This is a genomic window from Acinetobacter johnsonii CIP 64.6 (assembly GCF_000368045.1).
GTDB classification, from domain to species: domain Bacteria; phylum Pseudomonadota; class Gammaproteobacteria; order Pseudomonadales; family Moraxellaceae; genus Acinetobacter; species Acinetobacter johnsonii.
This window is the reverse complement of the sequence record NZ_KB849235.1, coordinates 439,878-461,599: the sequence shown is the minus strand read 5'-3', so window position 1 is coordinate 461,599 and position 21,722 is coordinate 439,878. Positions and strand designations below refer to the sequence as shown.

At 41.6% G+C, this 21,722-nt stretch carries 23 protein-coding genes; 7 read left to right on the top strand and 16 right to left on the bottom strand.

Annotated elements, in window-relative coordinates; translation table 11 throughout:
- Positions 1 to 65: 65 nt before the first annotated feature.
- The 5 genes from F986_RS08085 to F986_RS08065 form a co-directional block, all read right to left on the bottom strand.
- On the bottom strand, positions 66 to 470 hold the full coding sequence (locus F986_RS08085; protein ID WP_004693891.1) for a DUF3106 domain-containing protein: 405 nt from the start codon (positions 468 to 470) through the stop codon (positions 66 to 68).
- Positions 460 to 777: a hypothetical protein gene (locus F986_RS08080; RefSeq protein WP_004693889.1), complete on the bottom strand. Its 318-nt coding sequence runs from the start codon at positions 775 to 777 to the stop codon at positions 460 to 462. The genes F986_RS08085 and F986_RS08080 overlap by 11 nt, the downstream gene beginning before the upstream one ends.
- A complete protein-coding gene (locus F986_RS08075) occupies positions 774 to 1,388 on the bottom strand; it encodes an RNA polymerase sigma factor (protein WP_004693886.1) in 615 nt (204 codons plus the stop codon). The genes F986_RS08080 and F986_RS08075 overlap by 4 nt, the downstream gene beginning before the upstream one ends.
- Positions 1,389 to 1,549: 161 nt before the next feature.
- Positions 1,550 to 2,326, bottom strand: coding sequence for a TrmH family RNA methyltransferase (locus tag F986_RS08070; RefSeq protein ID WP_004693884.1), 777 nt, complete (start codon positions 2,324 to 2,326; stop codon positions 1,550 to 1,552).
- A 52-nt stretch (positions 2,327 to 2,378) separates the two neighbouring features.
- Positions 2,379 to 3,353, bottom strand: a complete 975-nt coding sequence (locus tag F986_RS08065) for a class 1 fructose-bisphosphatase (RefSeq protein WP_004693882.1) — start codon at positions 3,351 to 3,353, stop codon at positions 2,379 to 2,381.
- A 181-nt stretch (positions 3,354 to 3,534) separates the two neighbouring features.
- On the opposite strand from F986_RS08065, the gene F986_RS08060 reads away from it, so the two are divergent.
- Positions 3,535 to 3,735 carry an NF038105 family protein gene (locus F986_RS08060; protein ID WP_004693880.1) on the top strand — a complete coding sequence of 67 codons (201 nt, stop codon included), beginning with the start codon at positions 3,535 to 3,537 and terminating at the stop codon, positions 3,733 to 3,735.
- 60 nt (positions 3,736 to 3,795) lie between these two features.
- Here the strand turns inward: F986_RS08060 and pal are convergent, their stop codons facing one another.
- The 6 genes from pal to ybgC all read right to left on the bottom strand — a co-directional run bounded on the left by pal (position 3,796) and on the right by ybgC (position 8,885).
- Complete coding sequence (pal, locus tag F986_RS08055) at positions 3,796 to 4,365, bottom strand: peptidoglycan-associated lipoprotein Pal (RefSeq protein WP_004693879.1); 570 nt, start codon at positions 4,363 to 4,365, stop codon at positions 3,796 to 3,798.
- Between the two features lie 52 nt (positions 4,366 to 4,417).
- Positions 4,418 to 5,701 carry a Tol-Pal system beta propeller repeat protein TolB gene (gene tolB / locus F986_RS08050; RefSeq protein WP_005399723.1) on the bottom strand — a complete coding sequence of 428 codons (1,284 nt, stop codon included), beginning with the start codon at positions 5,699 to 5,701 and terminating at the stop codon, positions 4,418 to 4,420.
- Positions 5,702 to 6,061: 360 nt separating this feature from the next.
- Complete coding sequence (tolA, locus tag F986_RS08045; protein WP_004693874.1) at positions 6,062 to 7,297, bottom strand: cell envelope integrity protein TolA; 1,236 nt, start codon at positions 7,295 to 7,297, stop codon at positions 6,062 to 6,064.
- Between the two features lie 3 nt (positions 7,298 to 7,300).
- Positions 7,301 to 7,753, bottom strand: a complete 453-nt coding sequence (gene tolR / locus F986_RS08040) for a protein TolR (protein ID WP_004693872.1) — start codon at positions 7,751 to 7,753, stop codon at positions 7,301 to 7,303.
- Positions 7,753 to 8,451 (bottom strand): protein TolQ, encoded by a 699-nt coding sequence (gene tolQ, locus F986_RS08035; RefSeq protein ID WP_004693871.1) that lies wholly within the window; start codon positions 8,449 to 8,451, stop codon positions 7,753 to 7,755. The genes tolR and tolQ overlap by 1 nt, the downstream gene beginning before the upstream one ends.
- 26 nt (positions 8,452 to 8,477) lie before the next feature.
- Positions 8,478 to 8,885: a tol-pal system-associated acyl-CoA thioesterase gene (ybgC, locus tag F986_RS08030; RefSeq protein WP_004693869.1), complete on the bottom strand. Its 408-nt coding sequence runs from the start codon at positions 8,883 to 8,885 to the stop codon at positions 8,478 to 8,480.
- A 221-nt stretch (positions 8,886 to 9,106) separates the two neighbouring features.
- Here ybgC and F986_RS08025 point away from each other — a divergent pair, with 221 nt between their 5' ends.
- Positions 9,107 to 9,688 carry a hypothetical protein gene (locus tag F986_RS08025; RefSeq protein ID WP_004693867.1) on the top strand — a complete coding sequence of 194 codons (582 nt, stop codon included), beginning with the start codon at positions 9,107 to 9,109 and terminating at the stop codon, positions 9,686 to 9,688.
- 76 nt (positions 9,689 to 9,764) lie between these two features.
- Complete coding sequence (locus tag F986_RS08020; RefSeq protein WP_004693865.1) at positions 9,765 to 10,553, top strand: hypothetical protein; 789 nt, start codon at positions 9,765 to 9,767, stop codon at positions 10,551 to 10,553.
- 28 nt (positions 10,554 to 10,581) lie between these two features.
- Here F986_RS08020 and ruvB read toward each other — a convergent pair whose 3' ends face one another.
- From ruvB to F986_RS08005, 3 genes are all read right to left on the bottom strand, one after another.
- Entirely contained in the window at positions 10,582 to 11,586 is a 1,005-nt protein-coding gene (gene ruvB / locus F986_RS08015; RefSeq protein ID WP_004693863.1) for a Holliday junction branch migration DNA helicase RuvB, read from the bottom strand.
- Between the two features lie 313 nt (positions 11,587 to 11,899).
- On the bottom strand, positions 11,900 to 12,502 hold the full coding sequence (ruvA, locus tag F986_RS08010) for a Holliday junction branch migration protein RuvA (RefSeq protein WP_004693861.1): 603 nt from the start codon (positions 12,500 to 12,502) through the stop codon (positions 11,900 to 11,902).
- Positions 12,503 to 12,628: 126 nt separating this feature from the next.
- A complete protein-coding gene (locus F986_RS08005; RefSeq protein WP_004693859.1) occupies positions 12,629 to 13,969 on the bottom strand; it encodes a deoxyguanosinetriphosphate triphosphohydrolase in 1,341 nt (446 codons plus the stop codon).
- A 436-nt stretch (positions 13,970 to 14,405) separates the two neighbouring features.
- On the opposite strand from F986_RS08005, the gene purL reads away from it, so the two are divergent.
- From purL to F986_RS07990, 4 genes are all read left to right on the top strand, one after another.
- Entirely contained in the window at positions 14,406 to 18,242 is a 3,837-nt protein-coding gene (purL, locus tag F986_RS08000; RefSeq protein ID WP_004693857.1) for a phosphoribosylformylglycinamidine synthase, read from the top strand.
- A gap of 215 nt (positions 18,243 to 18,457) precedes the next feature.
- A complete protein-coding gene (locus tag F986_RS18685) occupies positions 18,458 to 18,586 on the top strand; it encodes a KGW motif small protein (RefSeq protein WP_004693854.1) in 129 nt (42 codons plus the stop codon).
- Positions 18,587 to 18,710: 124 nt separating this feature from the next.
- Positions 18,711 to 19,481, top strand: a complete 771-nt coding sequence (locus tag F986_RS07995) for an abortive infection family protein (protein ID WP_004693852.1) — start codon at positions 18,711 to 18,713, stop codon at positions 19,479 to 19,481.
- A 4-nt stretch (positions 19,482 to 19,485) separates the two neighbouring features.
- Positions 19,486 to 19,797 (top strand): YqfO family protein, encoded by a 312-nt coding sequence (locus tag F986_RS07990; protein ID WP_004693851.1) that lies wholly within the window; start codon positions 19,486 to 19,488, stop codon positions 19,795 to 19,797.
- Positions 19,798 to 20,044: 247 nt separating this feature from the next.
- Here the strand turns inward: F986_RS07990 and F986_RS07985 are convergent, their stop codons facing one another.
- Together F986_RS07985 and F986_RS07980 are read right to left on the bottom strand one after the other, a co-directional pair.
- The gene (locus tag F986_RS07985) at positions 20,045 to 20,800 is read right to left on the bottom strand and encodes a nitroreductase family protein (RefSeq protein WP_004693849.1); all 756 of its coding nucleotides are present in this window, start codon (positions 20,798 to 20,800) and stop codon (positions 20,045 to 20,047) included.
- Positions 20,801 to 20,903: 103 nt separating this feature from the next.
- Positions 20,904 to 21,704 (bottom strand): enoyl-CoA hydratase-related protein, encoded by an 801-nt coding sequence (locus tag F986_RS07980; RefSeq protein ID WP_004693847.1) that lies wholly within the window; start codon positions 21,702 to 21,704, stop codon positions 20,904 to 20,906.
- Between the last annotated feature and the right edge of the window lie 18 nt (positions 21,705 to 21,722).

Below are 21,722 nucleotides of genomic sequence, written 5' to 3'. Positions count from 1 at the left end.
AAAATGCCTCACATGAGGCATTTTTTTATGAGCGTTTCTATACTATTTATATTCGGCTAGGCATCTTAATGTGTAGCAGTGTTACTATGGATGTATTTATTGATATATTCATTTCGAATATTCACACGTTCATCTGCATCTGCTTTTTGCATGCGTACACGTAAATCACGTCGTTCTTGGGTGCTCATCTGTTGCCAAGTCTCACGCATTTTTTGCTTTTCTTGCTCAGGTAGCTGAGTAAACCAGTCCATACGTTGTTGCAGGGCTGCACTTTGCGCATCGGGCAGTTCTTTAAGAGATTGGTAACGTTGAATCAACGCACGCTGTTCTTCTTCAGACAACGATTCCCATGTTTCAGACACTTGGGTGTCTGCATCTTTGGAAAAAATCCAAAAACGATCAAAACCTGCAAAACTGGTTTGTAAAAAACCTAGCGTGCAAAGTGCGAAAGCGACACGTTTAGCTGCCATGTGGAACAGTGTCCTCACCTAAAACCAATAACATTTCTAAATCTTCAACCATTTGAGGTGAAAGTTTAGGAGTCGAAACCACTTGGTTGTGTGGTTTTTCATCAAGGGTTACAGAGTTCGGAAGTACGACAAAACCAGCAATAGCCGCAGCTAAAGCAAAACCTGACATTTTCCAAAGGCCATAACGTGAGGACTTTTGATCTTGAATGTCATCAAGAACATGTTGCATCACCACGGGTTTGTTTTTGTGGTGTTGCGCGAGCCCATCAAGTTTGGAGGTTACTTGCTTTAAGAAATCATCTTTCATTCGGATGATCCTCCTAGATGTGGATTCAAATGTGCGAGAGCATTGCGTAAGCCTTGAATCGCACGGTGGTAATGAGTTTTAACACTGCCTTCAGAGCAATTCATGATTTGCGCAGTGGTTGCAGTATCAAAACCTTCCCATGCACGTAACATAAATGCTTGCTGCTGACGAACAGGAAGACCCGCAATGGCTTCTTGAATTTCATCCGCAGTGACAGCTTGACTTAAAAAGTCTGAAGGATTCAGCGCTCTTTCATCGACCACCTCATTGACTTCAAAATCGTCATCATCAAGACTGACTTTTTTAAAGAAAGAAAACGGTTGTGCTCGACGTGCTTCTTTACGACGCCAATCCTGTAACTTGTTGGTTAGAATGGTATAGAACAGGGGATACCATTCTTCCGTAGATCGATCGGAATAAGATTTGTGTAATGAAATAAAGGCTTCTTGCACCAAATCCATGGCGATACCCTGCTGGTTTTGGGTAGCACTTTCCATCATTACTAACGCACGACCAGTCACTTCTTGCATGAAGTTTTTTAGGCGAGACTCGGCGGTACTCTTAAGAGTACTAGAATCCTGCGTTTTAGACTGTTTGGGTGCTAAATCCATAGAGATGGAAAATCCTGTCATCGGATACCCACCATTATTTCCTCGATCATGTGCTTATAACGTTGGAAATAATGGTTTGGTTGACAACACAAGTAATTATTTTGTCTAGTGTAATCTATTTTTTCTGCTGAGCCGACTTTAGTTAATATAACTTAACGATTTTAAAGTCGTTGTCGTACCATTTCAAAAAAGCAGATTGAACCCGCAATAGCGACATTGAGAGATTCTTGGCCACCGGGCTGTGGGATGCTCAGTGCTTGAGCATGTGCTAAAGCAAAGTCAGAAACTCCTTGGCCTTCATTGCCTAAGATCCAGACACAAGCTTGTGTTAAATCTTTTTGATATAAACTTTCAGCCTGATGTGAGCTGGTTACATACACTGGAATTTCAAAGCGTTCGAGTACATCTTCGATGGCAACGTTTTCATAGGTGTTGAGTGAGAAGTGTGCACCCATGCCTGCGCGTAATACACGTGGTGACCAGAGTGCAGCAGAACCTTTGGTACAAATAACTTGCTTAATACCCGCTGCAGCAGCAGAGCGGAGTAGTGTACCTACATTGCCTGGATCTTGAATGTTTTCCAAAATCAAGGTATCTAAGCTAAAGTCTACACTTTGGCTTGAACTTGGTAAGTCTACAACTGCCAAGAAGGGTAAAGTCGTTCCTAATGTGCTTAAGTCACGATATAGGCTTTCAGCAATGACAAAAACAGCACCCTCATATTCATCTAGAATATCGCAAATATCAGGGTGTTCGAGTGCATTTTCAGTGGTGAAAATAGAATTGAGTTTCTTCTTTTTTTCAACCCAAGCTAAGCCTAAGTGTGTCCCTTCAAGCACAGTTTGACCTTGCTTTTTACGGTAGCTACTTTGCTCTATTAAACCACGGAGATGTTTAATCTTTGGGTTGTCTTTTGATTCAAGGAAAATAATCGACATGGAGGAGACTCATGCGCATAACGCGTCAGATGGCTATGCGCATTTAAAAAAATTAGTTGTGGTAGCCAGTCACTAAATCGACTTCGTTTTTAGAACCAATAATAACAGGGACACGTTGGTGTAGGTCAGTTGGTTCGATGTCTAAAATACGAACGCGACCCGTTGTAGATGCACCGCCAGCTTGTTCAATTAGCATACTCATAGGGTTTGCTTCATACATTAAACGTAGGCGACCTGCTTTTTTCGGATCTTTGAGGTCGTATGGATACATGAAAATCCCGCTACGGCAAAGAATACGGTGAATGTCGCCCACCATACAAGCCACCCAACGCATATTGAAGTCTTTCTCACGTGGACCTGTTTTACCTGCGAGAAGTTCTTCAATATAACGTTTTACTGGGTTTTCCCAGTGGCGTTGGTTTGATGAGTTAATGGCATATTCTTTGGTATCTACTGCCACTTGAATATTTTCAGAGGTGAGCAAGAATTGTTGAGTTTCTGGGTCAAAGGTAAAGAACACCGTACCTGCGCCGACTGTTAGTGCCAACATGGTTGATGGGCCATAAAGTACATAACCCGCAGCAACTTGCTGGTTGCCTGCTTGCATAAAGTCTTCAGCTTGTGTCACTGCATTTTTTGCAGGCAAGATTGAGAAAATAGTACCCACACACATATTGATGTCGATGTTGCTTGAACCATCAAGTGGGTCAAATAAAACTAAATATTTGCCATTTTCTTGAGCTGGCGTGAATTCATCCAATTCTTCAGACGCTAAGCCACCAACTTGTGGGTGAACTTTTAGAGCATCAATCAAATAATCATTTGAAATCACATCCAGTTTTTTCTGTTCTTCACCTTGCACGTTTTCATGCTGTGCGCTACCTAAAACACCTGCTAAAGCGCCTTTTTGTAAAGCTTGATCGATAGTTTGGCAAGTAGCAGCAATGGTGCTAATCACTTGTGCCAATTCAGGCGTAAGATTTCCCATTTGTTGTTCTAAAAATTGGGACAGATTGAGATATGACATAAGGGGGAGGACTCCACTAAAACTTGAATACGTAACAAAATCAACATTGCGCTATATTTTAGTCGAGAACGAGACAAAAGAACAATTAAACTCGACTATTTGCTGCGATTTTACCCTTGCAAGTCTTGTGGAAAGTGCTATGTTGATGGAAGGAATATCAGGTAAAAATAGGAGCACAACAATGACAACGCAAAAATTTGATGCGACTCCAACGCCGAGCGAAGGGATTAACTTAGATGATATTTCAGACGATAGCGTAAAAAAAGCGTGGAAAGACTACGAAGCAAAAGCTGAGTATAAAAAGTTCAATAAACATGACATGATTGAATCTATGCAACATGCTGAAGAATCTGATGAAAATCCCAAGCCTGTACAAGTTTAAGTCATAAAAAAAGCGCTCATCGAAAGGAGCGCTTTTTTTATTTCAGTTGTAATACCAGCATTATTTTAAAAGTGGTGGAACTGCTTCGTAGTTAATTTCTACGCGACGGTTTTCTTTCCATGCATTTTCGTCATGGCCTGCATTGATTGGCATTTCTTTACCATAACTAACGGCTTCAAGTTGGTTTGGACTCACACCTGTGGTGATTAAGAAACTTTCAACCGCCTTGGCACGGCGCTCACCCAATGCCATATTGTATTCACGTGTACCGCGCTCATCGGTATGACCTGTTAACGCCACACGCGAATTTGCATTTGCCATTAAGAACTGCGCATGAGCTTGTAGCGTTTGGTAATCATCATTGCTGAGGTCGCTACTGTCATAGTCAAAATGCACAACGCGTTTTGCTAAAAATGCTTTGTTGGCTTCAGTTACGCCTTTTGCCGATGCACCTGCAAGATTTTGTGCATTTAAAGCAGCATCTTCACTTAGACCTTGAGTATTGACTGTGGTTGAACCATTTGGGTTTTGACCCGCTTCAATTGTCGCAGCGGGTTTGCGGCTCGCACATCCTGTAACTACAAGAGCAGTCGCTAAGATTGGAAGGGCTAAAAGTTTGATCGATTTCATTCTTCATCTCCATGAAAATTGATGATTATTAAATGACTAGTCATTAAAAAAGTTATTTGGGTGCCCAAGCGGGTTCACGGACTTCACCTTGTTCACTTGGTAAATTCATACGGAAACGGCCATCCAGTGACATGATCGATAACAAACCACGTGAACCTTCACGCGTTGCATAGACCACCATCTGCCCATTTGGGGAAAAACTTGGTGACTCATCCAAACTGGTTGGCGTTAAAATATTTGTAACACTTGAGTTTAAATCTTGAATAGCGACTTTATAGTTACTACCGCTTGGGCGGTGGACCAGTGCCAGCTTTTTGCCATCGGCACTGAGCGTACCACGTGCATTGAATGCGCCACGGAAGGTCAGGCGGTTATAACTGCTATTTGCCAAGTCATAACGGTAAATTTGTGCAGAACCACCCCGGTCAGAAGTAAAGATAAATGACTTACCATCTGGTGCATAACGTGCTTCAGTATCAATAGCACTGTCATTGGTCATACGTTGCAGTTGACGGGTTTCCAAGTTCATTTGGTAAATTTCTGGGTTGCCATGCATAGAAGCGGTGAACAACATACTTTTCCCATCTGGAGAGAAGCTTGGTGCGCCATTTAGACCACGGAAGCTAGCAAGCTTTTCACGCGCACCTGTCGAAAGGTCTTGGACATAAATTGCAGGGCGTTTGGTTTCAAATGAAACATAAGCAATTTTCTTGGCATCTGGTGTCCAAGCAGGCGATAAAATTGGATCGCGTGACGTTAAAATTGTACGTGGTTGCTCACCATCAGTATCCGCGATTTGTAGTGTATAGCGTTGTTCCGGTGTAGCTGGATTACGTAGCACATAAGCAATACGACCGCTAAAGTCTCCTGGAATACCAGTTAATGCTTGATAAATGGCATCACTAATCATGTGTGCAGCAGAACGAACGCGTGATGCTGGAACAGTTAATAATTCATTTAAAAGATATTGTTGTTTTTGGACATCATACAGTTGGTAATGAACCTCGTAGCTACCATTTTCAGTGGTTTTTACTGTTCCTGTAACGACATATGGAACACCTGCAGCCTGCCAGTTGGCTGCGTTCGGATTATTCATGCTGGCGGTTGCAGGTAAATTTTTTGAAGCGCTGGTAAATTTCCCTGAGCGGTTTAAATCCGTTTCAATAATGGGATAGAGGCTACTGTCATTGCTAAAAGGTACGATTGCAATTTTAGGCGCTTCTTCAGGTGCTTTTGCAATTTCTAAATGAAGCTGAGCATGCGCTTGAGTCACTAAGACTGGGCTGAAAGCAGTTAAAATGGCTAGGCTAAGAAGGTGTTTACGCGTCATTTCCATCATTCGTTATTTACTCAAACAAACGGCTTTTATTGTGGGTTTAATTGTTCTACATAATGGCATGATTTTCTAATATTAAAAGCATGAAATTATGACTGATCTGTTATAACACTGTGAAAAATGAGTAAGAATTAAGTCGTTGAAGCGTAAATGCAAAAACGCATAGGTAGATATGTGTGATAAGGGGGGAGTGGCGATTTGCTTATATGGAGTGCAATATCGACTGAAATTAAAGATATTGCACGGATTGTTATTGAAAGCTAAAACAGATTAAACGTATATAAAATAAGTTATTTGAGTATATAAAAGTACTGAGATTTAGGCTAAAAAAATCCCCCTGACTGTTCAGAGGGATTTGGGTTATTTTGCAGTAAAGGATGAGGTAAAGCTTTGTGCTTGCCGGCGCGCTTCTGGATCTGAAGGCATTGGATAGGGTGCAGCAGAACGAACAGCTGCTTCGACGCTGGCTTTCATGTCAGGGTCACTGGAGCTTACGAGCACAGATCGTACAGCACCACTATCCGAAAGCGTGACACGTGCAGTCGCGGTTTTACCCGTTGAACCTGCTGGGGTATCCCAAGCACGCTTAATTTTATTCTCAAAGTCGCGCTTAGCCGTTGAAGCAATTTGCTTTGCTTCTGCTTTCTTTTGCGCGGCTTCTTCGGCAGCTTGTTTTGCAGATGAAGCACGTGCTTCTTCAGCCGCACGCTCTTTCGCTTCAGCATCAGCTTTACGTTTTGCATCAGCGGCAGCCTTGGCTTTTTCGGAATCAGCTTTGGCTTTTGCATCAGCATTTGCCTTAGCTTTATCAGCATCAGCTTTACGTTTCGCATCAGCGTCAGCTTTGGTCTTCGCAGCATCTGCTTTAGCTTTAACATCAGCGGCGGCTTTCGCTTTGTCTGCATCGGCTTTACGTTTTGCATCAGCGGCAGCCTTGGCTTTATCTGCATCTGCTTTGGCCTTTGTATCAGCGTCTTGCTTCTGCTTTTTAGCGAGATCCGCTTTCTTTTGTGCCTCTAGCTTCGCTTTTTGTACTGCCTCTGCTTTTTTCAATGCTTCTAAGTTTGCTCGGCGTTTGGCATCTGCTTCGGCTTTCGCCGCTGCATCTGTTTTGGCTTTCTCTGCATTTTTAGCTTGCTCCGCTGCACGGGCAGCAGCACGTTCTTGCTGAGCTTGTAGTTTTTCAGCTTCAGCCTTCGCTCGTGCCTCTAACTGCTTTTGCATTTCTGCTTTACGCGTTGCCGCTTCAGCAGCTTTGGCATCCGCTGCTGCTTTTTGAGTGTCGACCTTTGGCACAACGGGTGTTATAGGTGGTGCAGTTGGGATCACAGGTGCAGGCTCTACAGCGGGCGGAGCAGTTTGTGTGACCTCTTTTGCTACATTTTCATGCGCTGTTTCAGTAAACTCTGTTTCTTCAAGCGTAACAGGCTTTAAGTCCTCAGGTTTGATGAGCACAGTTCTAATTTGCTTCGGTGGCTCTGGTGGTTTACTCATACCAAGATAAAGTAAGCCAACAACAGCAATCACATGGACACCAAAGGTAAATCCAAGCGCGATGGCTTTTTGTTTAAAAGGTGGCTTTTTAAAATCTTTCATAAATTACTTTAATGGCTCTGTGAGTAATCCAACTTGGCTGAGACCCGCTTCTTGTAGGCTGTTCATGAGCGACATGACTTCGCCATAAGAGCGTGACTGTTCACCTTCCACAACAACGGTTAAAGTTTTATTTTCAGCCTGAGCTTGTTGCTGTGCTTCACTTAAAATAGAGGTCAATTCAGATAAAGCCAAAGGTTCAGCTGAACTGTGTGTTTTATATTTAAGGAAATAGCGACCTTCTTTATCTAAGCTGACCATTGCAGGTGCATCTTTTGATTCAATGGGGTTGCCATTGGCCTGAGGAAGATCGACATTGATGCCGCTGGTAATCATGGGTGCGGTGACCATAAAAATCACTAATAATACGAGCATGACGTCAATATATGGGACGACGTTCATCTCACTTTTTAGTGGTTTCTTAATGCGCTCGAAGCGTCCTGAACGTTGAATTGCCATTAGTCATGTTCCTTAGTTTCACCCAAAGACTGACGTTGTAATAACGCAACCATTTCTTCTGCAAATAAAGCACGATCGGAGTAAACTGTTTCGCCTTTTCCGGTGTAATGGTTAAATGCCAATACCGCAGGAATCGCTGCAAATAAACCAATCGCTGTAGCAATGAGGGCTTCAGCAATACCGGGTGCAACCGTGGCAAGGGTGACTTGATCTACGTCTGCTAAACCGATGAATGCATTCATGATGCCCCAAACGGTACCAAATAAGCCAACATACGGGGCAACAGAACCAATGCTGGCCAAAGCACCTAAGCCTTGTTCAAGTTGGCTTTGGTCACGACTTAGACCGACGCGTAAAATACGTTCTGTGCCTTCAATGGTTTGTGCTGGAGCAGCATTGCGTTTTTTGAGTTTTAAAAACTCGCCTAAACCTTGATAAAAAATATCCTCAAGGCCGACACGTTTGGAGTTAAGTTGCGCATTGTTATATAGCGTATTCAGTTCAGCACCCGACCAAAAGATTTTTTGGAAATGGTCATCGTCTGCCTGTGCTTTTTTATAACTCATGTGTAACTTGGCAATCAGATACCAGCTAAACAGCGAGGCCAAAAGTAAAGCCAGCATTACCAGTTGTACGACTGGGCTTGCTTGTAATATTAGATCTGAAACTTGAAGAGATGATTCGAGTTGAGTTGCCATAGTTACTACATGTGCCAATAATTTTTTTAGTCTTGTCCTAATTCTTTTAGAATCAGTTCGCGGATTTCATCGGGAAGTCGACGTGGTTTCATTTCTGAACTGATACATGCCAATTCGACCTCACCAGATGCAAGCATGATTTCACCACGATAAATATTTTGTTGCAACACAAATGACGTAGCCTTACACGAAACAACACTTGCTGTAACAGTAATTAAATCATCCATTAAAATTGGACGTGAATATTTCACATTAATTTTGTGTACAACGAAGTTATAGTCTTTTTGATGCCAGTAATGATCTACACCAGAAGCACGTAACCACTCAGTACGGGTACGCTCCATAAAGCGAATATGATTGGCGTGGTAAACAATGCCACCTGCATCAGTATCTTCAATATAGACACGAATGTTGAATTCAAATTTATTCGCCATGAGAGTATTCCGTTTTTCCAGTTGTACGAGTCGATTTAGATTGACTTGGCGCTTTTATATTTAAGGACAGGGTCTTAAAATTGATGCACGTCAAAGTACTAATGCGTCGCAGTTTAGCATTATGAGATTTCACTCCAATGGCACAAGATGTCAAATATTGTGATTCATAACTGTTGGGGGAGTTGAACGCTGTATGGCTATAAAAATATAAGGATAAGGGAATGAATGGTTATTTTAAACTGCTGCTTATTTTGGCTGTGGCATTTGCGCTGTGGACATATTGGCTTAAGCCTGAGCAAGGAAGCAGAAGTTTAGAGTTATATTCACCGATTGAAAATGTACAGCAAGTTGAAGGCTACACAATTACTTCCTTAGAACCATATGCGGGAGAGTTTCGTGTGTTGGCGCGTGAAAACTATAGGATGGGTCGTGAAGCAGAGCTGAGTCCTGTGGATTTTGCTTTGGGTTGGAACGAGATGGCGAAGCCTGAAGTCTACAAGCAACTATCTATTACACAAAGTAATCGTTGGTATTATTGGCGTTATGAGAACAATCCACCCATTCCAGTAAATGACATTGCCTCGAGTAGTGCCAATACGCATTTGATCCCAGCCAATAAAGTTGTTGCACAAAAGCTTGCAGATATTGATGTGGATGACATGGTTTATTTAAAAGGGCAACTGGTTGAAGTTAAGTCGGCTGATGGTTGGACGTGGCGCAGTTCACTGAGTCGGACAGACACAGGAAATGGGGCGTGTGAGTTAATGCTGGTGGAGGATGTGAGAGAAATTTCTTCTTTATAAACCTTACTTTGTGTTCAAGCCTATTTGAAGTTTAGTATGATAAAGCCACTTGATAAGTTAAAAATAAGTTTGAAATATGCCTAAGCAAGATTCTAACGATATAGTAATTCAACTTCCTTGGACAGTGCCTCAACAACCAAGTGTGCAAACAATAGTTTTCCAGCAGCCTGCTAAAACACATATGGAATTAAATGCTTCTACAGACAAAACGGCTATTTTGTCTTTTGCACTTTCTGTTGTGATTGCATTAGCTTTAGGTGGCTTAGCTACTTGGTTGGCATATTGGTATGGACGAAAAAGTTTTGATTTAACGAAGCAGTCTTTTGATGCGGTAATTAAGCAAATAGAAAGTTCTGAAAGACTAATGATGGAATCAAATAGTAATTTAATTGAAAATCAATATAAACAATTACTTATGAAGAATAAAATAGATGGTTTTAATAAGGATAGAAATGAATTTAAAAGATTGGTAGTTGATTTTCTAACTGAGGCGGAAAATTTATCAACATTTATTGGATTTACTGCGATGGAAAGTATAAAGATTGATTTATCAAAGCATGTTCAAAAGGGTACGTATGGTTATGAAATATATAAAGAACTCCAAGGAAGATTGAAAAATATGCAGGCTTTAAAGGTGAAAATATCATTTGAAGTTTTTTACTATACTGCTGATTTTCAAACTGAGGTAAATCTAATTTTAAGAGACATTGTTTTAGATGGTGCTTTATTAAATAATGCTCTATTACGTAAAAGTAGTACATTGCAGGAAGACATTAAAGCATATAGAAATCACATTGCAAAATTTAAACTCATTGCAAAAAAACTTTTAAAAAATGAGATGGTTTTAGATAAATTCATAAACTAAGCCTATTTTTCAGGCTTAGTTTTTTTGCTTAATGTTTCGGTTCAGGCGGTGTCATACCAAACTGTAAATATGCCATATTGGTGGCAATACGACCACGGGCTGTCCGCATCACATAACCTTGTTGAATCAAATACGGTTCAATCACGTCCTCTAATGTACCTGAGTCTTCAGCCATTGCAGCTGCCAAAGCTTCTACACCACCAGGGCCGCCATCAAAACGTTCAAGTAACATACTCAAATAACGACGGTCTAAAGTGTCTAAACCATCTTTATCGACATTGAGCATATCGAGTGCACGCTGAGCCATATCTTGTGTCACTTCACCAGTACCTTTGACTTGTGCATAGTCACGAACTCGACGTAGTAAGCGGTTGGCGATACGCGGCGTACCACGTGAACGACGTGCAATTTCTGCTGAACCTTCACGTGTAATAGGTACATCCATCAAATTGGCAGAACGAGTCACAATATGCGTCAAGTCAGCGACGGAATAGAATTCAAGGCGTTGCACGATGCCAAAACGGTCACGTAAAGGAGAGGTGAGGAGTCCAGCACGTGTGGTTGCGGCAACTAAAGTAAAAGGGGGTAAGTCGAGCTTAATTGAACGCGCTGCAGGACCTTCACCAATCATAATGTCGAGTTGGTAGTCTTCCATGGCAGGGTAAAGAATTTCTTCAATCACGGGGGAAAGACGGTGAATTTCGTCGATGAATAGCACATCACCTTCTTCAAGGTTGGTCAGCATGGCTGCCAAATCCCCAGCCCGTTCTAGTACGGGGCCTGAAGTCGACTTGAGGTTTCCACCCATTTCACGCGCAATAATATTGGCAAGTGTGGTTTTACCTAGTCCCGGTGGACCAAAAATTAAGGTGTGATCGAGTGCTTCACCACGACCACGGGCTGCGCCAATAAAAATTTCCATTTGCTCACGAACCACGGGCTGACCGATGTAGTCATCGAGTGAGGTCGGGCGGATAGCGCGGTCGATATGATCTTCGGGTTTTTCGGAACCACCGATGAGACGGTCTTGCATATATTATTTAAACTTTAGGTGAATATGCTTTGTAGCAAAATGTCAGAAAAGAAAGTATATACCTTGGCGGAGTCTTTCCATTTTCAAGCGAAACTCAGGAATAACCTGCGGTTCGCCTTACTTTTGTTTTGCAAAATGAGAAGCAATGCTTCGCAAGAAAACCACTTGCGGTGCAATGCACCTCATCGCAAAACTCATCGAATGAAAGTTCTTATCGACTATATCGCAGAAACATTGATCTGCAAATGTCTCCTGACTCGAACAGTTGCCAATGACACTTACGTGTATCAAATGTCGTCTTGATTGAGATGCTTTATTTATTCATCGATTTGAGTGCAGCACGGATGATGTCGCTTGCTTCAGTGAAATCACCTTTTGCTGCATTGACCAATTTCTGTGCTTCTAAAGGTTTATACCCTAAAGATTGTAAGGCCGCTTCAGCTTCTGCCACGGCAGAGTTACCTGTGAACTGAATTTGTTCAACGGTTGAGTTGCTTGGTGCTGTACCTGAAGACATCGCTTTAAAGCGATCACGTAGTTCAATCATGAGGCGTTCAGCGGTTTTTTTACCCACACCAGGTACTTTAACCAGTGTATTAATATCTTCATGCTCAACAGTATGAATCAGCATATCGACACTAAGCGTGGATAAGATACCTAAAGCCATTTTAGGGCCGACACCGTTGACCTTTAATAGGGTGCGAAAAATGATTTTTTCTTGTTGATGTAGAAAACCATAGAGCAGTTGAGCATCTTCACGCACGGCAAGGTGCGTCCATAAGGTAATCTTCTGGCCTTTTTGTAGTTGGCAGAAGGTTGTCAGTGGTGTATCAATTTCATAACCGACACCATTTACATTTAAAAGTACGGTGGGTGCTTCTAGTGCGAAGACTTCACCAATAAGACATCCGATCATGTTGTGTGATTCACTTTTTTATCAATGGTTGCATAGTAGTGAGCATTGCGCAGAAAGGCAAAAGGCTCACGGAAAATTGAGTTCGGATTGATGGCTTTATCATCAAACTGGATGTTGATGACACATTTAAATCAATCCTGCCTTATTGCCTTGTAACTCTTGAGACAAGTTGTACGCTTGGTGGTCTGAAAATTTAGAAATAATATCTAAGACCTGCATGATATTTTCATAATGGTTGCTACCAAAGTGCGCACCAGAACGACATAAAATAGCCATTAAGCGTTGTTCTTTAAAGCTCAATGTTTTATGCGGTGTAGTGAGCGGAATAAAGGCATCTAAAATGTTTTGTAAACTTTGATGGGCAATAATTTCCAAACCAGCTTTTTGTGGGTGTTCAAATATTTTATTGCGGGCTAAATCTTTTGCACGGTTAATGCCTAACTCAATATCAGCAGCGCAGTATTGCAGTAAGCTGCCAGCCAGTTGTCCGTTTAAAATTTCAAAATGATGCTTAGCAAAAGCCGATGTGACTTCTTCAACCAGACGTTTCATCACGCGCCCGCGCAGGGCTGCAATTTTTTGCTGCCAAGTCGTATCTGGCATCGACAGTTCAGTTGGTGCGCTATATTCACCAAGCAAGCTTAAAAAAATCGGTTCAACTTCTTCATAAGACAACATGTTTAAAATAATGCCATCTTCAAGGTCAATCAGGGCGTAGCAAATATCATCTGCTGCTTCAAGTAAATAAGTCAGTGGATGACGACAATAATGATATTCACCCAGTTGAATCAGTCCGAGTTGCTCTGCAATTTGTTGAAGGATTTCTTTTTCTGCCTGATAGCAGCCAAATTTGGCACGTTTACTGGCAGGGGTATTGCCTTGTGATTCGATGGTTTTAGACAGCCACGGATATTTTAAATAAGCGCCCAGTGTTGCATAGGTTAGACGCATGCCACCATCATTAGGGTGATAGTCAATTTTAGTCAGTAAGCGTAGACCTTGGGCATTACCTTCAAACTGACGCACATCGGCTTGTTCTTCTGCGGAAAGTTTCTCTAAAAAGTTTCCATGTGATGCATCGTCAAACCATTCGCGAATGGCGTATTCACCTGCATGGCCAAACGGGGGGTTCCCAATATCATGTGCTAAACAAGCTGCTTGAATAATGGCTCCAACATCGGCAGGGGAAATCCAAATTGGCAGTTCGTCCTTGATCTTTTCCGCTGCGAGCATGCCAAGAGAGCGTCCAATGCAGGAGACTTCGAGCGAATGAGTTAAACGGGTGTGAATGCCATCGTGTTGAGTCAGTGGATGGACTTGGGTTTTTCGGTTCAGTTGGCGAAAACTTTGGGAAAAAATAATTCGATCATAATCTTTGTGAAATGGGCTACGTGCCAATTCGGTATTTTGTTTTTTACTTCCAATACGAACTGTTGAGAGCAGTTCCAACCAACGCATTTGCATCATTTATCGTTATTCAGTGAGTTATTGGCTTCATCATGCCAAAAAAGTGTGACGAGCTCTAGAGGGCTGCGACATAAGTTGTCTTTTAATTTATGCAGTATGAAGTTTTCAGAAATAGAACATCTTAAAGCAGTCCTGTTTGTTCTCAAGCAGGCTGTCAACTTCGTTATTTGCAGCTTAAATATCAATTGAAAATGGTTTTTAGAACCCAACAAAAGCCTAAAAGTCGGGCATCTTTGAAATTTATTCCTTAAAACATTTGTTACTAATCATGTTTGATTTTTAAAGTCAAAGTAAATTGATCTTTTAAAACAAAGAAATCTCACTTTTTTAAGTCGTAGACGACTAGCTGATTTTGGCAATACACAGTAGAATATGCGCTCTCTTCAAGTCACATTGAGGTAGGTTGTCTAGACCTGCCCGTGGAGCCAAAAACAGCATGTTTATCGTTGCCGGTGCACCTGCACACTCTTCTTTTAAGCAAACACAACTTTTAACACGTCTATCGTCTATCAGTTCTGTTCAATCAATAGAAAGCCAATGGGTTTACCTTTTCGACCAAGCGCTCGACGAGCAACAACAGCAATCTGCTTTGCAGCTATTAAATGATGGCGCAACCTTCCAAGTTCGCGAAGCGACAAGTGATGAAGTTCAAGTCCTTGTGACGCCACGTGTAGGTACAATCTCGCCGTGGTCATCAAAGGCAACGGATATTTTTGCTAACTGTAATACCCCGATACACCGCTTAGAACGCGGTGTTTTGTTTACTTTAAAAGGTATTTCTGAAGTATCGGATGCAGTAAAACAAGTTTTACATGACCGTATGACTGAAAGTGTGTTCAATCAAATTGAAGACGCTGCTGCATTGTTCTCTGAAACTGCACCAAAGCCTTTAAATGCAATTGACATATTAGGTCAGGGTAAAGACGCTTTAGTAAAAGCGAACTCTGAGTTTGGTTTTGCACTCTCTGATGAAGAAATTGATTATTTAGTTGCTGCTTTTAACAAGCTCGGTCGTAATCCGCACGATATTGAACTGATGATGTTTGCTCAGGCAAACTCAGAGCACTGTCGTCATAAAATCTTTGGTTCTGAATGGACAATTGATGGTGAAAAACAGCCATTGTCATTGTTCCAAATGATTAAAAATACTTATAAAGAATCACCGACAGATGTATTGTCCGCATATAAAGACAATGCTTCGGTGATCGTTGGTTTTGATACTCAGCGTTTCTATCCAAAGAAAGATGAAGCGACGGGTCACCACGTTTATAAATACAAGAGCCAAGCCGCTCACATCTTGATGAAAGTGGAAACGCATAACCACCCAACAGCGATTGCGCCATTTGCGGGTGCTGCGACTGGTTCGGGCGGTGAAATCCGTGATGAAGGTGCAACAGGTCGTGGTGGTAAACCAAAAGCAGGTTTAACAGGCTTTACGGTTTCAAACTTAAATATTCCGGGCTTTGAACAGCCTTGGGAAGAAAACTACGGTAAACCATCTCGTATGGCATCTCCGCTTCAAATTATGATTGAAGGCCCATTGGGTGGTGCTGCGTTTAACAACGAATTTGGTCGTCCTGCTTTAAATGGTTACTTCCGTACATTTGAACAAAATGTAAATGGCGATGTAAAAGGCTTCCATAAGCCAATTATGATTGCGGGTGGTTACGGTAACATTCGTCCAGACCACGTGGAAAAAGATGCGATTCAACCGGGTGACTTGCTGATCGTTCTTGGTGGGCCTGCAATGCTGATCGGCCTGGGTGGCGGTGCTGCATCTTCTGTAGACAGCGGTAAACTCGGTGAAAACCTAGACTTCGCTTCTGTACAACGTGAAAACCCTGAAATGGAACGTCGTTGCCAAGAAGTGATTGATGCATGCTGGCGTATGGAAGACTTCAACCCAATCGTGTCTGTGCATGACGTGGGTGCAGGTGGTATTTCAAACGCAATGCCTGAGTTGGTGAATGACCACGAACTGGGTGCGATTCTTGATTTACGTAAGATTCCATCACTTGAGCCGGGCATGTCTCCAATGGAGATCTGGTCAAACGAAGCGCAAGAACGTTATGTATTGGCGATTCGTCCAAGTTCTTTAGAATTATTTGAATCATTATGTGCACGCGAACGTTGTCCGTTTGCCGTTTTAGGTGAAGCAACTGAAGCGCGTCAATTGACAGTGAACGATCCATTGTTTGATAACAAAGCCGTGGATATGCCAATGCAAGTCATGCTGGGCGGCACACCTCGTATGAGCCGTTCGTATGAAACGATTGAACGTCAAGGCGACGACTTTGATGCTTCTAAAGTCACAGATTTGAAAGATGCGATTTACCGTGTACTTAAAAACCCAACGGTTGCATCGAAATCATTCTTGATCACCATTGGTGACCGTTCAATTACAGGTATGGTTGCACGTGATCAGTTTGTAGGTCGTTGGCAGGTTCCTGTTGCAGATGCAGCAGTGACCACAACAAGCTTACAAGGCTATACAGGTGAAGCAATGGCGATGGGCGAACGTCCACCTGTTGCATTGTTAAACCCTGCGGCATCTGCACGTTTATCGGTTGCAGAGTCGATCTCGAATATTATGTCTGCAAAAATCGACCAGATCAGTGACATTAAATTGTCTGCGAACTGGATGGCGGCGGCAGGGCAAAAGGGTGAAGACCAAGCTTTATTTGAAGGTGTAAAAGCCATCGGTATGGAAATGTGTCCTGCACTCGGTATTGCAATTCCAGTGGGTAAAGACTCATTGTCTATGCGTACTACTTGGAATGATGAAGGCGAAGACAAATCGGTGACTTCACCGATGTCAGGTGTAATCACAGCCTTTGCGCCTGTGACTGATGTACGTAAAACCTTAACGCCTGAATTGAAAAATGAAGAATCAGTACTTGTGCGTATTGATCTTTCTAAAGGTCAGTTCCGTCTAGGCGGTTCTATCCTTGCTCAGGTCTATAAAGCTATTGGTTCAGTGACACCAGATGTGGATAGTTTTGACGACTTCAAAGCTTTCTTTGTCTTGGTTCAAGACTGGAACAACCGCGGCTTAATTAAGGCTTACCACGACATTGGTGATGGTGGTTTGCTTGCAACTGTTGCGGAAATGATGTTTGCAGCACGTCTCGGTGTGGCTTTAGAAGATCAATCAACTGAAAGTTTATTTGCAGAAGAAATTGGTGCAGTGCTTCAAATCAGCACGTCTGATTGGGCAACACTTGCAGAAGAAGTTGCGGCATCTACATTATGCGATGCAATTACGGTCATTGGTACGGTAAACAACACCGATCAGTTGACTGTAAATGGCTTAGTGCTTGAACGTGCAGACTTGCAAGTGGCGTGGACTGAAGTGTCACATCAGATCCAACGTTTACGTGACAACGTAGAAACAGCGGATCAAGAATTTGCATTGATCACGGATAAATCACATGCAGGTATTATTGCAAAACCTACATTTGATTTGAACGAGCCAATCGAAGCGCCGTACATCAACGAACGACGTCCAAACATGGTGATCTTACGTGAACAAGGCGTAAATGGTCATGTTGAAATGGCTGCGGCATTCGACAAAGTTGGTTTCAACACTGTAGATGTGCACATGAGCGACTTACTTGCAGGTCGTATCAGCCTAGATGACTTTGAAGGCCTTGTGGCATGCGGCGGCTTCTCTTATGGTGACGTCATGGGTGCAGGCGGCGGCTGGGCGAAATCAGTTTTGTTCAACCCAAAACTTCGTGACCAATTTGAAAAATTCTTCAACCGTGACGAAACGTTCTCTCTTGGTATTTGCAACGGCTGCCAAATGTTGTCGCAATTGGCTCCACTGATTCCGGGTGCTGAAGCTTGGCCGCGATTCCATCGCAACACTTCTGAGATGTTTGAAGCGCGTGTGGTCAATGTTCGTGTTGAAAAATCGAACTCTGTCTTGTTAGATGGTATGGAAGGTTCAATCCTACCGATTGCAGTTGCACATGGTGAAGGTCGTGTAGTGACTAGTGCAGATAACTTGGCTGCATTAAATACAGGTAATCAAGTAATCTTGCGTTATGTCGATAGCCAAGGTAACCCAACTCAACACTATCCAATGAACCCGAATGGTTCTCCAGAAGCGATTTCAGGTGTTACATCGAAAGATGGTCGTGCAACGATTATGATGCCGCACCCTGAACGTAACTTCCGTGCAGTACAGCATTCTTGGAAGCCTGAAGAGTGGACGGAAGATGGTGCATGGTTACGTATGTTCCGTAATGCACGTAAGTTCATTGGTTAATCTGAAGTCTGGGTTTTGAAAAGCCACCTTCGGGTGGCTTTTTTATTGAATCGTTTTTTATTTTTTTAATTCTCCCGCTGAAGTTGGTTTAGATTTTGCTTTTATATTTATGTAAAAGTGATATTGTGTAATAAATGCACAAATATCATGCACAATAGAAGAAAGATGGATCACTAAACAATTTCAGTATCAACACTCATGTATGAGGTGATGACATGATTAAAACAGTTACATACGAAGCAGTAGATAAGTCTGCATTGCGTAAAAAAGGATGGAAGTTGTTTGCTGTGATTTTGAGCTTGCAATTGATCTTTTTGATTTTGGGTTATGCATTGCAGATGTGATTTTTGAAAGTTAAAGAACCAACGAAAGGTGGATTTTTATTGATGATAAGATATTCAAAAATATTTATGGCTTTATTTTTATATACTTATAAAATATTTAAAGTTTGAATATTTAAGATTAAAAATGACAGATTTAATAAAAACAGTTTCATTATTACAAGAGTTAATCATCTCTAGAGTCTTAGACAAATTAGAGCAAGGCTCTGACGAAGCATTTATTCAATTGAGAAATGAGCTGATTAAAATTAATAATCTAAAACCTTATCTTCCAACATTAGTGAAAAATTCTAGATCTTTAGATCAGGCGAATGACTATTTAAAAAATACTTTTAATGGTTATGAGGAATGTAAACAACATATCTATGATGATTTTAATGAATTGTTCGATGTCTTGGAAAGTTTAGATACAACTCCATTAGACCATCTAGTGATGAATAAAATTGAAGGTTTAAGTTCTGATTACATTCATCAAATATGGGGTAAAGCTTTAGAAAGACGAAGTACAGATCCCGAAGGGGCAATTACGTTGTCGAGAACATTATTGGAATCTACTTGTAAGCATATATTGGATGACTTCAATGTTGATTATGGAAATAGTCCTGATATTAATCATTTGTACCGTCTATTAAACAAAAAGTTGAACCTATCTCCATCACAACATACAGAGCAAACTTTTAAGCAGATTTTGGGCGGTTGTAGTTCTATTGTTGAGGGATTAGGTGCATTAAGAAATAAAGTTGGTGATGCACATGGACAAGGGCAGAAGAATTTTAAACCATCTTCGAGACATGCAGAATTAGCAGTGAATTTAGCAGGAACCATGTCGGTGTTTCTTTTCTCAACTTGGGATATAAGAGCCGAGTCCGAAAAATTATCAAATTCTCATAAAGAGTAGTTCCATGCTCAAACTTATTTACTATGTTCCCGAATCACATCTTGAATCTACCAAACTTGCGATTTTTGAAGCAGGGGCAGGTGGTATAGGAAACTATGAACACTGTGCATGGCAGGTTTTGGGTACAGGCCAGTTTAAACCTGTAAAAGACGCAAATCCGTTTATAGGTGAGTTGGATGCTTTGGAGAAAATTCCAGAGTGGCGGGTAGAAACCATTGTTCCAGAGGAGAAAGCTGTCACTGTGGTAAAGGCTTTAAAATTAAGTCATCCCTATGAAGAACCAGCTTTTGAGTTTATTCAAATCGTGGATATTTAATCTTAAAAGAAGTTTGTGGCGGAGTCTTAAGGTTTAATATTTAATTGAGACTTTAACCTTCGGTTCGACCTACTTTTCTTTCGGGAAAAGTAGGCAAAACCATTGTCATCAGCAAAACTCGATTGCTTTTATCATATGATTAAATAAGTCGCAGAAACTCTATGATAGGTATTTAGGTTAGCTCGAACAGTTGCTGATGACCTTAACGCGTATCAAACTTTTGCAATCACTATAATTAAGGTAGCAACTAAACCTTCTGAATAAATAACTCACGATCAAAACGGTACTGCGGGAAAAATACACCGTCTTCTGCACGCTCACCTGCACCAATCACCATCACAGGGTATTGTTGATCATTCAGATTTAACAGTTTACGCACCAAAGGCTCATCAAAACCTTCCATCATACAACTATCGAAACCATAGGCACGTAAAGCTAGCACTAGGTTCTCACAAGCTAAAGCTGTAGTTTTACTTGCCCAAAGCTTAGCATCGGCTTGATTAAATGCAGTAACAGGAAGTTGTTTATCAAGTGTACGGGCTACTTTAAATGCAACTTTTTTGAAGTTACCCAATGCATTGAAATAACCTGTTTTATAGTTGTATGGAATAAAGCGGTAATACTTTTGAATCGCTGGTGGTGCTTCGGGAAATGGAAACTCGGTGATATTTAGTTTCGCCATCTCATCAACACGATCTGTTCTAGCGACACATACGATTAATTCGGATGCGGTTTTAGCAGCAAGTTGTCCTAAACACGCTTTAACCAGCTGCTTTTTCTTACTCGGATTTTGCACCACATAGAATGTCCAAGGCTGTAAGTTTGATGAATTGGGTGCAAGCAACGCTAAATCTAAGCATTCATCTAAAATTTCACTTGGAATCGGTTTATCCGTGAACTTACGTACTGAACGACGGCTTTGGATGACTTTCTTAAAATTTTCAACATCGATGTCTTGTGGGGCAGGCTCAAAGTAACGCTTTTTTTCTGTAGTGTTTGACATAAGAAGTTTTCCGAATAGGTTCTTAAATATTTTGGGACGGAAAATAAAAAAACAACTGTGTAATATGAAACACAGTTGTTTTTAGTGATTCAACGATGAACGATTAGTTGAATTGGGTGAAATCAGGTTTACGCTTTTGCATAAATGCTGATACGGCTTCCATCATTTCTGGAGAGCCGACACGATCCATGAAAATTTCAGCTTCATGATCAATCCAAGCCACAATTTCATTTACATTGTGCTTCATTAATGCCTTAGACTGCACTAAAGAGGCTAAAGGTAAAGCAGACAACTGTGCCGCTTTTTTAGCTGCTGCTGCATACACATCATCTTCAATACTATTCACAAGGTTTGCAGCAACTGCAGTTGCACTGTCAAACTTCTGAGCGGTCAGCAGTAATTCAGCAGCTTTGTGATAACCTGCTTGTTCTACCAATAATTTGCTTGAAGCACCTTCTGGAGATAAACCAAGGCTTACAAATGGAATCTGGAATAGGGCAGTGTTGTCGCTATAAACCAAGTCACAATGTAACAGGATCGTTACCCCAATACCAATCGCCACACCACGTACAGCCGCAATCAACGGTTTAGAAAATTTTGCCGCAGATTTAAGTAAAATAAATGGAGGGCCTTCAGCCGCAGGTGCTTGACCTTTTTGCGCTGCAGATTTCATAAAATCTTGCATGTCGTTGCCTGCGGTAAAGTCCGCGTCTTCACCACGTAGAATGACAGCACGAACGCTATTGTCTAGATCTGCTTCATCTAAAGCTTTTGCGATCCATAAATAAAGTTCGCCATACAACGCATTCTTTGCTTCAGGACGGTGAATGGCTAATGTCAGTACGCCATTGTCTAATTTTGCATTCAAATGTTGATGAGGTTGTTGAATACAGCTCAGTGTCATCGTACTATCCTTGCTAGA

Bases quoted from the DNA above. Each gene is read 5' to 3' on its own strand.
- F986_RS08085 (WP_004693891.1), bottom strand. From the start codon at position 470: ATGGCAGCTAAACGTGTCGCTTTCGCACTTTGCACGCTAGGTTTTTTA.
- F986_RS08080 (WP_004693889.1), bottom strand. From the start codon at position 777: ATGAAAGATGATTTCTTAAAGCAAGTAACCTCCAAACTTGATGGGCTC.
- F986_RS08075 (WP_004693886.1), bottom strand. From the start codon at position 1,388: ATGGATTTAGCACCCAAACAGTCTAAAACGCAGGATTCTAGTACTCTT.
- F986_RS08070 (WP_004693884.1), bottom strand. From the start codon at position 2,326: ATGTCGATTATTTTCCTTGAATCAAAAGACAACCCAAAGATTAAACAT.
- F986_RS08065 (WP_004693882.1), bottom strand. From the start codon at position 3,353: ATGTCATATCTCAATCTGTCCCAATTTTTAGAACAACAAATGGGAAAT.
- F986_RS08060 (WP_004693880.1), top strand. From the start codon at position 3,535: ATGACAACGCAAAAATTTGATGCGACTCCAACGCCGAGCGAAGGGATT.
- pal (WP_004693879.1), bottom strand. From the start codon at position 4,365: ATGAAATCGATCAAACTTTTAGCCCTTCCAATCTTAGCGACTGCTCTT.
- tolB (WP_005399723.1), bottom strand. From the start codon at position 5,701: ATGGAAATGACGCGTAAACACCTTCTTAGCCTAGCCATTTTAACTGCT.
- tolA (WP_004693874.1), bottom strand. From the start codon at position 7,297: ATGAAAGATTTTAAAAAGCCACCTTTTAAACAAAAAGCCATCGCGCTT.
- tolR (WP_004693872.1), bottom strand. From the start codon at position 7,753: ATGGCAATTCAACGTTCAGGACGCTTCGAGCGCATTAAGAAACCACTA.
- tolQ (WP_004693871.1), bottom strand. From the start codon at position 8,451: ATGGCAACTCAACTCGAATCATCTCTTCAAGTTTCAGATCTAATATTA.
- ybgC (WP_004693869.1), bottom strand. From the start codon at position 8,885: ATGGCGAATAAATTTGAATTCAACATTCGTGTCTATATTGAAGATACT.
- F986_RS08025 (WP_004693867.1), top strand. From the start codon at position 9,107: ATGAATGGTTATTTTAAACTGCTGCTTATTTTGGCTGTGGCATTTGCG.
- F986_RS08020 (WP_004693865.1), top strand. From the start codon at position 9,765: ATGCCTAAGCAAGATTCTAACGATATAGTAATTCAACTTCCTTGGACA.
- ruvB (WP_004693863.1), bottom strand. From the start codon at position 11,586: ATGCAAGACCGTCTCATCGGTGGTTCCGAAAAACCCGAAGATCATATC.
- ruvA (WP_004693861.1), bottom strand. From the start codon at position 12,502: ATGATCGGATGTCTTATTGGTGAAGTCTTCGCACTAGAAGCACCCACC.
- F986_RS08005 (WP_004693859.1), bottom strand. From the start codon at position 13,969: ATGATGCAAATGCGTTGGTTGGAACTGCTCTCAACAGTTCGTATTGGA.
- purL (WP_004693857.1), top strand. From the start codon at position 14,406: ATGTTTATCGTTGCCGGTGCACCTGCACACTCTTCTTTTAAGCAAACA.
- F986_RS18685 (WP_004693854.1), top strand. From the start codon at position 18,458: ATGATTAAAACAGTTACATACGAAGCAGTAGATAAGTCTGCATTGCGT.
- F986_RS07995 (WP_004693852.1), top strand. From the start codon at position 18,711: ATGACAGATTTAATAAAAACAGTTTCATTATTACAAGAGTTAATCATC.
- F986_RS07990 (WP_004693851.1), top strand. From the start codon at position 19,486: ATGCTCAAACTTATTTACTATGTTCCCGAATCACATCTTGAATCTACC.
- F986_RS07985 (WP_004693849.1), bottom strand. From the start codon at position 20,800: ATGTCAAACACTACAGAAAAAAAGCGTTACTTTGAGCCTGCCCCACAA.
- F986_RS07980 (WP_004693847.1), bottom strand. From the start codon at position 21,704: ATGACACTGAGCTGTATTCAACAACCTCATCAACATTTGAATGCAAAA.